The sequence below is a fragment of the Devosia sp. Root105 genome (genome assembly GCF_001424865.1).
GTDB lineage: Bacteria > Pseudomonadota > Alphaproteobacteria > Rhizobiales > Devosiaceae > Devosia_A.
This window is the reverse complement of sequence record NZ_LMCR01000015.1, coordinates 15,770-26,821: the sequence shown is the minus strand read 5'-3', so window position 1 is coordinate 26,821 and position 11,052 is coordinate 15,770. Positions and strand designations below refer to the sequence as shown.

Sequence of the window (11,052 nt, the reverse complement as noted above, 5' to 3'; positions counted from 1 at the left end):
GAGACCATCCATGCACGCGCCAGGGATTTGGGGCATCATCGTCGTCGCCATCGTGGTGATCCTGCTGTTCGGACGCGGCAAGATTGCCGGGCTGATGGGCGAAGTAGCCTCCGGCATCAAGTCCTTCCAGAAGGGCATGCGCGACGAAGAGCAGAAGCCTGCTGCGCAGATCGACGCTTCGACCACCGTCGAGCCGGCCCGCGAGACCGAAAAGGCCAAGGACGCCTGATCGTCTGACGGCCGCTCCCAGGAGCCAAAACTATGCTCGGCGTCGGCTGGACCGAAATGCTTGTGATCGGGGTCGTGGCCCTGATCGTCATCGGACCCAAAGAGCTTCCCGCTCTGATGCATCGGGTCGGCAAGTTTGCCGGCACGATCCGTCGCATGGGCTCGGACTTTCAGCGTGAGCTGAACAAGACCACTGGTCTCAACGAGATCACCAATCTCCGCCAGTCGGTGACGCAGCCGCTGAAGGCGACTGCCGAGGCGATCCGCAAGGAATTCAACACGACGACGGCAACCGGTGAGGTGAAGCCCTCAGGGGCGATCAAGCCGGCCGATCCCAAGGTCGAAAGCGTGGTCGACGAGATCAAGGCCGCCGCCGGCATTGCCACTCCTGCAGCGGCCGCGGCGCCGGTGATGACCCCGATCGTGCAGCCAGCCGAGACGCCCAAGGCACCGGTGAAGGCCGCCCGTCCGGTCAAGATCAAGGCGCCGACCGAGAGCAAGGTGGCAGCTGCCGACATCGCTCCGGCAAAAAAGGCTGCACCGAAAGCGAAGAAGCCGATCGACTCGCCGGCTCCGGTCGAGGCCATCGCACCAGCCAAGGCCACGCCTGCCAGGCAGGCGAAGGTCGAGGCCATCGCGCCGGCCAAGGCTTCGTCCGCCAGAAAGGCTACCGTCAAGGCCGCCAAGCCTGTCGCCAAAGTCGAGAGCGTCGCCGTCAAGCCGGCCGCGAAAGCCGCGCCGGCCAAGACCGTCAAGGCCGCCGTCGCTGAACCCGCCGCGGCCAAGAAACCCGCAGCCAAGAAACCGGCTGCTGCCGCCAAGAAGCCGTGACCATGGCCGAACAGACCAAGCTCGAAGCCCCCAAGGACGCCGCCGCGGTTGAACAGGATGAGCTCGCCGGCAGCGAAGCGCCGCTGCTCGACCACCTGATCGAACTGCGCAAGCGACTGATCCGCTCGGTGCTGGTGATCTTCGCGCTGCTGATCGTCTGCTTCTTTTTTGCCGGCACCATTTTCGATGTGCTGGTGCAGCCCTATCGCGAGGCGGTAGCGCCGGCGCCGGTGGAACTGATCTACACCGCGCCGCAGGAATTCTTCTTCACCCAGCTCAGCCTCGCCTTCTTCGGGGCGCTGTTCCTGGGTTTCCCGTATCTGGCCACCGAGGTTTACGGCTTCGTGGCGCCGGGGCTCTACAAGAAGGAGCGTCGGGCCTTCATCCCGTACCTGGTGGCGACGCCGGTGTTCTTCGTTCTGGGCGCGGCGATGGTGTATTTCGCGGTGCTGCCGCTCGCCATGCGCTTCTTCCACGCCATGGAGACCACCGAGATCACCATGCTGGTGAAGGTCTCGGAATATCTGGGCCTCGCCATGACGCTGATCCTCGCCTTCGGCATCTGCTTCCAGCTGCCGGTGGTGCTGACGCTGCTGGCGCAGATCGACCTTGTCTCCTCGGCGACGCTGAAGAAGGGCCGCCGCTACGCCATTGTCGGTATCCTGGTGTTCGCCGCGTTCATCACGCCGCCCGATCCAATCTCGCAGATCGGCCTCGCGCTGCCGATGTACCTGCTCTATGAGATTTCGATCCTCTCGGTTCGCTGGATCGAGAAACGCCGGGCTGCGGCGCTCGCGGCCGAGGGGGCCGAAGGTACCGACGTCGAGAAGGCCGAGTAGGCTCCAAAGCATCTTACGGACGAACTGACCACCCTGAGCGGGTGGTCGAGCCGACCCACGGCAATCACCCCATCTACGATGACACCGGTGAGTGGGTCGGGTCGGAGCCCACTCAGCATCGCCGGTGCTGGTCACTCGCGAAACGATCGGGCAGGGTGTCCCGTCAGGGACTTGCGCTCGCACCCCAATCCGGTAAAGCAGAGCCCTTCTCCCGCCGCAGGTCTCTCCATGCTCGATATCAACTGGATCAAAGCCAATCCCGCCGCGTTCGACGCTGCGCTCAGCGAGCGCAAGAACGTGCCGTTCAAGGCCTCCGAGCTGATCGCCATGGACGATTCCCGCCGCAGCGCCATCGCCGCCGTCGAGGACGCGCAGGCCAAGCGCAACGCGCTGTCGAAGCTGATTGGCCAGGCCAAGGCGCAGAAAGACGAGGCCAAGGCCAACGAGCTGATGGCCGAAGTCGCGAGCCTAAAGGACGCGATCCAGGCGGGTGAAGCCACCCGCAAGGAAGCGGAGGAGGGGCTGCGCAACGCGCTGCTGGTGATCCCCAACCTGCCGCTCGACGAGGTGCCGCGTGGCGCCGACGAGGCCGACAACAAAGAGTATTTTGGCCTCAACGGCTCGCCGGCTACCGCGGCCAAGGCGCGACCGGCCAAGCCGAGCTTCAGCTACAAGCCGAAGGAGCATTTCGAGACCGGCGAGGCCATGGGCCAGATGGATTTCGAAGTCGCCGCCAAGATCAGCGGCAGCCGCTTCGTCGTCTTGAAGAGCCATCTGGCGCGGCTCGAGCGTTCGATTGGCCAGTTCATGCTCGATCTGCATGTCGACCAGCATGGTTACACCGAGGTGCAGCCGCCGCTGCTGGTGAAGGACGACGCGCTCTACGGCACCAACCAGCTGCCAAAGTTCGCCGACGACCTGTTCTTCACCCCGCATGGCGAGAGCCGGCTGGCGCTGATCCCGACGGCAGAAGTGCCGCTGACCAATTTCGTGCGCGAGACGATCCTCGCTGAGGACGAGCTGCCGCTGCGAATGACGGCGCTGACCCCGTGCTTCCGTTCGGAAGCTGGGTCGGCTGGGCGGGATACCCGCGGCATGCTGCGCCAGCATCAGTTCAACAAGGTCGAGATGGTGGCGATCACCACGCCGGAAACCTCGGGCGATGAGCACGAGAAGATGCTGTCCGATGCCGAGGATGTGCTGAAGCAGCTCGGCATCCACTACCGGGTGATGATGCTGTCGACCGGCGACATGGGCTTTGGGGCGCAGAAGACCTACGACCTCGAGGCCTGGCTGCCGGGGCAGGACACCTATCGCGAGATCTCGTCGGTCTCGGTGTGCGGGGATTTCCAGGCGCGCCGCATGGATGCGCGTGTGAAGGGCAAGGACGGAAAAATCCGTCATGTTCATACGCTGAACGGCTCGGGTGTTGCCGTGGGCCGGGCGTTGATCGCGGTGATGGAAAACTACCAGCAGGAGGATGGCTCGATCGCCATCCCTGACGTGCTGCAGCCCTATATGAAGGGCCTCAAGTCGATCGGTGCGCGCTCGTGAGAATTCTCATCACCAACGATGACGGCGTGGACGCTCCCGGCATCGCGGTGATGCGCGAGATTGCGCTGACGCTCAGCGAAGACGTGTGGGTGGTGGCGCCGGATGGCAACCAGTCAGGTGCGGCGCATCGCTTCACTTTCGGGCGCGAGCTCGGGGTGGATAAGCGCGAGGATCGGGTGTTCTCGATCGTCGGCGGCTCGCCGGCCGACTGCGTCGTCGCCGGCATGACGCATATCTGTAAGGATCTGAGGCCCGATCTGGTGCTGTCCGGCATCAATAACGGCCAGAACCTGGGCGATATCCTCAACTGCTCGGGTACCGTCGCCGGGGCGCGCGAGGGAGCGCTGCATGGTGCGCTCGGCATCGGCATCAGCCAGGGCGTCGACTACGAGCGCGGCACCGAGATCGAATGGACCAACTCGCGCACCTACGCGGCGCGCGTGGTGAGCCAGCTGCTGCAGCAGGTGCAGAGCCGCGGCGACGTCTATTTCAACGTCAACATTCCGTTCTGCGCGCCCGAGGACGTCGCCGGCATCCGGGTGGTGCCGTTCCAGCGCTTTGCCCGCTCGCCGATGGCCTATTACCCGAGCGACAATGCCGGAAAGTTCTTCATCGCCATCCCCGAGACGCCCAAGCCGCTCGATGAAGAGCACGATTTCCGCCTCGCCATGCACGGCAATGCCATCACGGTGACCCCGCTGATGCTGCAGCACACGCATTATGAGATGGCTGGGCAGCTGGATGGGAAGCTGGGGCTGTAGCCCCTTCGCTCCTCGCTGACGCTCGGATCGGCGACACGTTGTGTCGCATCCGGCCTTCGGCCAGCGAGGGTTGCGCCCTCGTCCTCGACCTCAAGGGGAGAAGGCAGCGACTGAGGGATCGCGGTTCCATCACCTTCTCCCCTTGAGGGAGAAGGTGGCGCGCAGCGCCGGATGAGGGGTATCGCATCGCTGGCGATGCGCGCTTCGAGCGTTAGCGAGGAGCGATGTTGGTTGGCCCGCTCTCTTAACCCTACCGACTCCTGAATCCCCCGCCGGATGATTTGAGCAAATTGCTTCGCATTTAAATCACTCTTTACCTTAACGCCCTAATCTCACGTCCATTGAGTACCTGCGTAGAGTGGACTGATGAGTAACCGCGTGACCGGTAAGACGTTTAGAACCGCCGCGATTGTGGGCCTGTTCGCGGGCGCCACTGCGCTCTCGGGGTGCAGCTCGCTGGGTGGCCTTGGCTTCGACAGGACGGCGACCGGCTCGGTCAACGCCGCTGCGCCGATGAACACAGCGCAGGCCATGCCCAAGACGCTTGTTCCTCCAGAAAACATTGGCGGTGGGTCCGGTCCTATGCTGGTCGGCTCCAACAGCATGGGCACTCAGCCCATGGCCAGCCAGCCGCTTGGCTCAGTATCGACCGAAGACTTGCCTGTGCTCACTTCATCAGCCAACGGAAGCAATCAGATGATGCCCGCTGCCCAGCCCCTGAGCCCGGTTCCGGCCACTACCACTCTGGCGTCCGCCCCGGCTTCGAACTCCCTCGTCTCCGTTCCCTCCGATGCCTATGTCCACGTGATCGAAAGCGGCGAGAGCCTCTACACGGTGGCCCGCCGCTACAACGTCACGGCGCAGGCGATCATCCAGGCCAATGGTTTCTCGTCGCCCGACAAGATCTATGTCGGCCAGAAGATCGTCATTCCCGGCAAGGCCTCGACGCTGATGGCGCTGGGCCCCAAGGGCGGCGCCAAGCCGGAAACGACGCTCGGCGCGCCGCCGTCGAACCTCGCTGCACCCAAGCCCGTTGCCGTCGCTTCGATCGAGCCCGAGACCAGGATTCCGGCCGCGACCGTCAAGCCGCTGGCGCCGACCAGTGCAGCTCCGGCCGCCGTGGCTGAAGCACAGCCGCTGCAGCAGCCCAAGACCGAACCGGTGCTCTCCGGTGCTGACAAGTTCCGCTGGCCGATCTCGGGGCGGGTGATCACCGACTTCGCCAATTCCAAGGGCACCGGCATCAATATCGAAGCGCCGGAAGGCGCGGCGGTCCGCTCGGCCGAGAATGGCCAGGTGATCTATGCCGGCTCGGGCGTCGAGGGTTACGGCAACCTGATCCTGATCCGCCACCCGAACGGCTATGTGTCGGCGTATGCCCACCTCAAGGACATGAATGTCGCCAAAGGGACCGTGGTGAACCGCGGCGACAATATCGGCACCGCCGGCAAGACTGGCTCGGTGTCGAAGTCCCAGCTGCACTTCGAGCTGCGCAAGGGCGCGACGCCGGTGGATCCGCTGCCGCTGCTGGCGAGCTGAGGCTAAGCACAGATCTGAGAAAGGCCCCGGAGCGATCCGGGGCCTTTTGGCTTTCGGGGGACCTAGAAAGCTGGCGCGTGCTGACCCCCACCCCTGTCCCCTCCCCGCAAGGGGGAGGGAGACCCTCACACTGGCATCGCGGCTCGGTCGGCTTGAGCGGGCGCTTCAGTCAGACCGCAAACGCCCTGACCGAGTGCCTGATCTCCAGCGGTTTGGCCGGGTCGAGATCCACCCAGGTCTTGATGCCGCGCTGGTTGATCGGGTTGGGGCCGGTGGCGACGTCGGTGTGGAGGTCGAAGGCGGAGGCGAGGGGTTCGAGGCCGACGGCGCGGAACTGGCCGTTCCAGGGCTCGCCCTTGATGCCGCCATCGGTGTGCCAGATCATCAGCGTCGGCAACAGTTCGCGGTCCCAGTCGAGCTCGAAGCCCATGCCTTCGTCGAGATAGGTGCCGGTGAGGGGGCCGCGGGCGCCGCAGAGCTGCACGTTCTTGTCAGTGCGGGGCGACAGTGGAATGTGGGACATATCCACCCGGGCGCCGTTCTTTGGCACTGAGCTGAGGCTCTCGAACTCCTGCGGGTCGCCCTCGGCGGTCTGGCCGGGGTGAGTGAGGCCGAAGTCGAAATCGAGCTTCAGTTCGAGCCGGCCGGGATTTTCCGGCAGGCGGAAATTGGGGTGGAGGCCAGCCGAGATCGGCGCCTTGTGGCGGGCGAAGATGCGCATGACGAAATCCAGCGCCGGCGCGTCCTTACGGGCGGTGATGACGCGCTCGACCTTGCGCACCACGGAATCCGGATCGTAGTCGAGCGACAGCGTGACGCTCTCGTCGTCGCCGCCGACGATAGTCCACTCGCGATGCGCGACAGGGCCATGAATGGTGCCCGTGGCCGGCTGGCCGAGCAGGCTGCCCCATTCGGGCAGGTTCGGGCCGGCAGTGCGCCCACCAGTGCCGAAAGGCAGACCGACGAAATCGCCGGCCAGCACGCGCAGATGCCCGACGATCGCGGGATCGTCGACGGTGCCGAGCCACGGCGCGCGGGCGAACGGTTTGAACGGCTTACCGTCAACCAGGAAGGTGGCGTCGGCCAGCATGGCAGCCGTACTCAGGATGGTCGCCTCGCCGTGCGACCATCTCAACTTATGCGACAGGCTCATTATTCCCTCAGTCCTCGTCGTCGAAACGCGGGCGCATTCGTTGCAGCTACGAGGCTGCGCCGCAAGCCGCGGGGCTATGGATAAATGGTCTAGAGCGCTTCGCGATCTGCTCCACCGGCCTGGTGGCTGGGCTCGGCGGTGTGGCCTGACACCGGCCGTCATCCCAGCGAAAGCCGGGACCCATTTCACAGCCCGCGCGCGGGTGGGGTAATCGCCGTGGGTCAGCCCGACCTCCGCCCATCACGAGCATAGATTAGCCGACCAGCACCGGTCGGCTGCAGGTGACGCTGTAGACGCGCACGTCGGCCTCGCCGATGCCGACCCCAAGGACTTCGAGCACACCGAAGATGGTGCTGTCGAGGACCGGCGCCAGCGGCGCCACCAGCGTGCGCACGGCGGCCTCGATGACGGCGTCGGTGGAGAGGCCAATCCCCAGCACGTCGACATCGATATCGAGTTCGTCGAGCAGCGATTTCGACAGGCTGCCGACGATGGTGTGGTTGGTGGCGGTCTTGATGGTGCCCTGCGTCACATCCTCGCTCGAGAAATTGAGCAGGATCGGCGAGGTCTCTCCGATGACGATGGCGGCGCGCGCCTTGATCTTCAGCAGCAGGGCGGAAAGGATGGTGGCCTGGTTGACCACCGGGAAAGCGCTGAAATCGGTGAAGCTGGCGCCCGCGAGGTTGCCGATAGCGAGCCGTGCGACGCCAGGCAGCACCTCGACCACGGCGGTGCCGGCTTGCTTGCCCAAGCCAGGGCAGGTGAGCGAGCGGATTCGCGCTTCGGCGTAGGCGACTTCGATATAGATCGGCAGGGTGACGCCGGCGCCGAGCAAGATCGGGCCGCCGAGGAGCTTGACCGTCAGCTTGAGCCGGGTCTGCGCGGTGCGGGCGACGGCGCCCTTCTCGCCGATGCGATACCAGGCATGCTGCGGCGGCTCGCCGATGGCGACGCTGAGGGCGATGCTGGTGAGGCTGGGCAGGGTGGCGCCGACAGCGAGATCGATCTGCTTGCCGTTGCCGGCGATCACCGCAGCAGCGTTGAGCAGCTCGAGCGCCGAGAGGCCGGCGAAATAGCCGGATTCACTGCCCACCGGCAGGGTGGAGAGCGAGCCGATATCGAGCAGCTCGAGCAGCGGGATCGTGCCGGTGTCGGCAATGGTGGTGGAGAGCGTGGTGGCGGCGGTCTTGGCGGTGCCGGTGAGGACGCTCGCCAGGGCGGCGGCGATGGCGCCGCGGCTGGCCGAGGCCTTCAGCACGTCGCCATAGGTGGCGGCCGAGAGGTGAAGCTGCTGGTTCAATGCATCGAGGAAATCGAGCAGATCGACCTTGGCATCGAGCAAGGCGTCGTAGCTCATCACATCGAGCGTGGCCGAGGTGCCGAGCAGGCTTTTGAGCAGGGCGTTGGCGACGCCGCCGTTCAGCGAGGCGAGGCGGGAGCCCACCGAGAAGGCCGCCTGTGGGTTAGCCGTCGCCAGCGCCGCGACGGAGATCTCGGGCGGCGCCTGCCAGGGTCGGGCAAGCAGCAGTGTGCCGGTCTTGCGGTAAGTCACCTGCACGGCGTTGGGTGGCGAGCCGCCGGGCGAGAAGCGCGCCGCCACCGACAGCTCTGGCACCGCCTTGTAGTGGCCGGTGAACACCTGCACCGGGTGCGAGGAGCGGACCTGGATCGAGGGATCGTCGATGCTGAGAGTGCTGCCGATCAGCCCGTTCGCCTGAAAGGTCCTGAAGGCGGTATCGAGTGCCTTGCTGGGGTCGGTCACCGCCGCAATAGCGGCGAGGTCTGCTACCGATTGCGCCTGCCGCCGTTCGAGATAGAGCGAGCCTTCGTCCACGGCGAAGGCCCCGGCGAGCATGGCGACCGGCAGCAGCAGCGCGAACATCACCGCGATGTTGCCCCGTTCCTCGGCTCGGAAGCGGCGGAAGCCCTTCATATGCCGCCGAGCCGGATGGTCGAAGTGTAGCTGATGATCTTGTCCGGCAGCGGCACCGGCAGCACCCAGATCGGCAATTGCGAGGCGTCGTAGGTGATGGTGACCTTGTACTGGTTGGGATCGCTGGCATCGTCGCCGATGGTGAAATCCACCTCGTCCGGATCGATGAAGACGTAGCCGCCGGCATTGTTCTCGATGAATGCTGTAACCAGCGTGTTGCGTTCGGTGGGGCTGAGGCCGGCGATCGAGGTGCGGGCGGCGTCGGCGGCGATCTGCTGCACCGAGCTGGCGGCGCCGAAATAGATGCCGTAGGCGAGGACGCCGACAATCATCAGGATGAAGACCGGGGCGATAATGGCGAACTCGACCGCCGATGCCCCGTCGTGGTCGCCGGCGAAACGGCGCAGGCCACGAAGTGGCGGCACGCCGCGCGGCTGGCAGTCTCGGTGCCTCAGCATACGAGTACCCCACAAAATGGCCGCCACCCTCCTGGGTGGGATGCTCGGCCGGTCGTTTCAGGCGCCGGAAGACTGGCGCCCGAAACGACGAAATACGAGATTAGTCAAATAGAGATAAGTATAGGTAAGATAAGTGGAATTCCCGTGAGCAATGCGGAAACACCGTACTGGCAACATCTGCGCGGAGGGCGGCGCGGAGTCGCTTAGGGAAGTACGTGGCAGTACTTATGAGGTCGGAGTTTGGAATGGGCACGGCGGTGCCGGTTCCAAACTGCAGGAGCTAAATTGCTTTGCCCTGTTCACCGGCGAGCGCGCGGACGAACTGGATGGCGACGCGGCCGGAGCGGGCGCCACGGGTCATCGACCACTCGACGGCGCGGGCGCGCAGCGTTTCGTCGTCGATCACGAGGCCATACTCGTCGCAATAGCCGCGGATCATCGCCAGGTAAGTCGGCTGGTCGCAGTTGTGAAAGCCGAGCCAGAGCCCGAAGCGATCCGACAGCGACACCTTTTCGTCGACCGCCTCGCCCGGGGTGATGGCCGTGGAGCGCTCATTTTCCACCATATCGCGCGGCATCAGGTGGCGGCGGTTGGAGGTGGCGTAGAACAGCACGTTCTCCGGCCGGCCTTCGAGCCCGCCATCGAGGATGGTCTTCAGCGATTTGTAGCTGGTCTCGTCCTTGTCGAAGCTCAGGTCGTCGCAGAACACGATGAAGCGGGCGCTCTCCTCTTTCGAGATGAGCCGCATCAGGCGGGGCAGGGCCTCGATGTCTTCGCGGGCGATCTCGATCAGGATCAGCCGCTTGATACCGGGATCGCGAGAAGCGACCCGGGGATCGCCAGAGGTATTGATGTGGGCGTGCACGGCCTTGACCAGCGAGCTCTTGCCCATGCCGCGGGCGCCCCAGAGCAGCGCGTTGTTGGCGGCATAGCCACGCGCAAACTGCAGGCTGTTCTGCAAGAGGATCTCGCGCACGTCGTCGATGCCCTTAAGCATGGCGAGCGGCACCCGCGACACCTTGGGCACCGGGATGAGCGCATCGGTTGCAGCGTCCCAGTGGTAGGCGTTGGCATCGGTCAGGGCAGGGGCCGGAACGCCGGCGCCGGGCTTCATGGCTTCAAGCGTATCGGCGATGCGGGCGAGGGCCGCCGCGATGTCGGCGGAATAGTCGGTGGTCATATGGGCGAACTCCCGGGTACGCCCCCGTTTTGACGCAGCCCGATTGGCTTTGCAATCCTTGTGCACGGCCTCTATATTCCGGCCGATTTTTGCCGGGTTGGACTGTCCAGCGCCGGAGACCAGCCCTATATGGGTCAACAACGGCCATCCGACGTGCCGACAGCCACTATGCAAGGAGCTTCTTAATGTTCGTGACCCCCGCCTTCGCGCAAGCCGCAGGCGCTGCCCCCTCGATGGGCGCCGGTGATCTGCTGATCCAGTTCGCCCCGATCCTGCTGCTGGTCGTGATCTTCTGGCTGCTGATCTTCCGCCCGCAGCAGAAGCGCATGAAGGCGCACCAGGCGATGCTGACGTCGATCAGCCGCGGCGACACCGTGGTCACCTCGGGCGGCCTGGTGGGCAAAGTCACCAAGGCAGTCGATGGCGAAGACCTCGAGGTCGAGATCGCCCAGGGTACCCGCGTCAAGGTCACGCGCGCCGGTATCTCGGACGTCCGCTCCAAGTCGACGCCGGTCAACGACAACAAGGCTTCCTGAGCCATCTCCATTCCAGCCGGCCCAGCAAGTGGGCCGGCTG

11 protein-coding genes are annotated in these 11,052 nt (G+C 65.0%); 7 read left to right on the top strand and 4 right to left on the bottom strand.

The annotated features are described in order from the left end of the window. Positions 1-10: 10 nt before the first annotated feature. The 6 genes from tatA (at position 11) to ASC68_RS13455 (ending at position 5,752) form a co-directional block, all read left to right on the top strand. Complete coding sequence (gene tatA / locus ASC68_RS13480; RefSeq protein WP_055048811.1) at positions 11-229, top strand: twin-arginine translocase TatA/TatE family subunit; 219 nt, start codon at positions 11-13, stop codon at positions 227-229. Positions 230-261: 32 nt separating this feature from the next. Then, positions 262-1,059, top strand: a complete 798-nt coding sequence (tatB, locus tag ASC68_RS13475) for a Sec-independent protein translocase protein TatB (RefSeq protein ID WP_055880029.1) — start codon at positions 262-264, stop codon at positions 1,057-1,059. 2 nt (positions 1,060-1,061) lie between these two features. Then, on the top strand, positions 1,062-1,898 hold the full coding sequence (gene tatC / locus ASC68_RS13470; RefSeq protein ID WP_055880027.1) for a twin-arginine translocase subunit TatC: 837 nt from the start codon (positions 1,062-1,064) through the stop codon (positions 1,896-1,898). Between the two features lie 228 nt (positions 1,899-2,126). Next, positions 2,127-3,452, top strand: a complete 1,326-nt coding sequence (gene serS, locus ASC68_RS13465) for a serine--tRNA ligase (protein WP_055880024.1) — start codon at positions 2,127-2,129, stop codon at positions 3,450-3,452. Next, the gene (gene surE, locus ASC68_RS13460; protein ID WP_055880021.1) at positions 3,449-4,213 is read left to right on the top strand and encodes a 5'/3'-nucleotidase SurE; all 765 of its coding nucleotides are present in this window, start codon (positions 3,449-3,451) and stop codon (positions 4,211-4,213) included. The genes serS and surE overlap by 4 nt, the downstream gene beginning before the upstream one ends. Positions 4,214-4,579: 366 nt before the next feature. Then, positions 4,580-5,752 carry a M23 family metallopeptidase gene (locus ASC68_RS13455; RefSeq protein ID WP_055880017.1) on the top strand — a complete coding sequence of 391 codons (1,173 nt, stop codon included), beginning with the start codon at positions 4,580-4,582 and terminating at the stop codon, positions 5,750-5,752. Positions 5,753-5,921: 169 nt separating this feature from the next. Here the strand turns inward: ASC68_RS13455 and ASC68_RS13450 are convergent, their stop codons facing one another. The 4 genes from ASC68_RS13450 to ASC68_RS13435 all read right to left on the bottom strand — a co-directional run bounded on the left by ASC68_RS13450 (position 5,922) and on the right by ASC68_RS13435 (position 10,476). Continuing rightward, positions 5,922-6,905 (bottom strand): hypothetical protein, encoded by a 984-nt coding sequence (locus ASC68_RS13450; RefSeq protein WP_055880015.1) that lies wholly within the window; start codon positions 6,903-6,905, stop codon positions 5,922-5,924. 253 nt (positions 6,906-7,158) lie between these two features. Further along, the gene (locus tag ASC68_RS13445) at positions 7,159-8,838 is read right to left on the bottom strand and encodes a pilus assembly protein TadG-related protein (RefSeq protein ID WP_055880013.1); all 1,680 of its coding nucleotides are present in this window, start codon (positions 8,836-8,838) and stop codon (positions 7,159-7,161) included. Continuing rightward, positions 8,835-9,296, bottom strand: a complete 462-nt coding sequence (locus tag ASC68_RS13440) for a TadE/TadG family type IV pilus assembly protein (protein ID WP_055880010.1) — start codon at positions 9,294-9,296, stop codon at positions 8,835-8,837. The genes ASC68_RS13445 and ASC68_RS13440 overlap by 4 nt, the downstream gene beginning before the upstream one ends. Positions 9,297-9,576: 280 nt before the next feature. After that, positions 9,577-10,476, bottom strand: coding sequence for an ATP-binding protein (locus ASC68_RS13435; RefSeq protein ID WP_055880009.1), 900 nt, complete (start codon positions 10,474-10,476; stop codon positions 9,577-9,579). Between the two features lie 185 nt (positions 10,477-10,661). Between ASC68_RS13435 and yajC the strand changes: the two genes are divergently transcribed. Beyond that, positions 10,662-11,012 carry a preprotein translocase subunit YajC gene (gene yajC / locus ASC68_RS13430; protein WP_055880006.1) on the top strand — a complete coding sequence of 117 codons (351 nt, stop codon included), beginning with the start codon at positions 10,662-10,664 and terminating at the stop codon, positions 11,010-11,012. The last annotated feature ends 40 nt before the right edge of the window (positions 11,013-11,052 follow it).

Excerpts from the sequence above, each read along its gene's own strand:
- ASC68_RS13450 (WP_055880015.1), bottom strand. The coding sequence starts at position 6,905 with ATGAGCCTGTCGCATAAGTTGAGATGGTCGCACGGCGAGGCGACCATC.
- tatB (WP_055880029.1), top strand. The coding sequence starts at position 262 with ATGCTCGGCGTCGGCTGGACCGAAATGCTTGTGATCGGGGTCGTGGCC.
- serS (WP_055880024.1), top strand. The coding sequence starts at position 2,127 with ATGCTCGATATCAACTGGATCAAAGCCAATCCCGCCGCGTTCGACGCT.
- yajC (WP_055880006.1), top strand. The coding sequence starts at position 10,662 with ATGTTCGTGACCCCCGCCTTCGCGCAAGCCGCAGGCGCTGCCCCCTCG.
- tatA (WP_055048811.1), top strand. The coding sequence starts at position 11 with ATGCACGCGCCAGGGATTTGGGGCATCATCGTCGTCGCCATCGTGGTG.
- tatC (WP_055880027.1), top strand. The coding sequence starts at position 1,062 with ATGGCCGAACAGACCAAGCTCGAAGCCCCCAAGGACGCCGCCGCGGTT.
- ASC68_RS13445 (WP_055880013.1), bottom strand. The coding sequence starts at position 8,838 with ATGAAGGGCTTCCGCCGCTTCCGAGCCGAGGAACGGGGCAACATCGCG.
- ASC68_RS13455 (WP_055880017.1), top strand. The coding sequence starts at position 4,580 with ATGAGTAACCGCGTGACCGGTAAGACGTTTAGAACCGCCGCGATTGTG.
- ASC68_RS13440 (WP_055880010.1), bottom strand. The coding sequence starts at position 9,296 with ATGCTGAGGCACCGAGACTGCCAGCCGCGCGGCGTGCCGCCACTTCGT.
- ASC68_RS13435 (WP_055880009.1), bottom strand. The coding sequence starts at position 10,476 with ATGACCACCGACTATTCCGCCGACATCGCGGCGGCCCTCGCCCGCATC.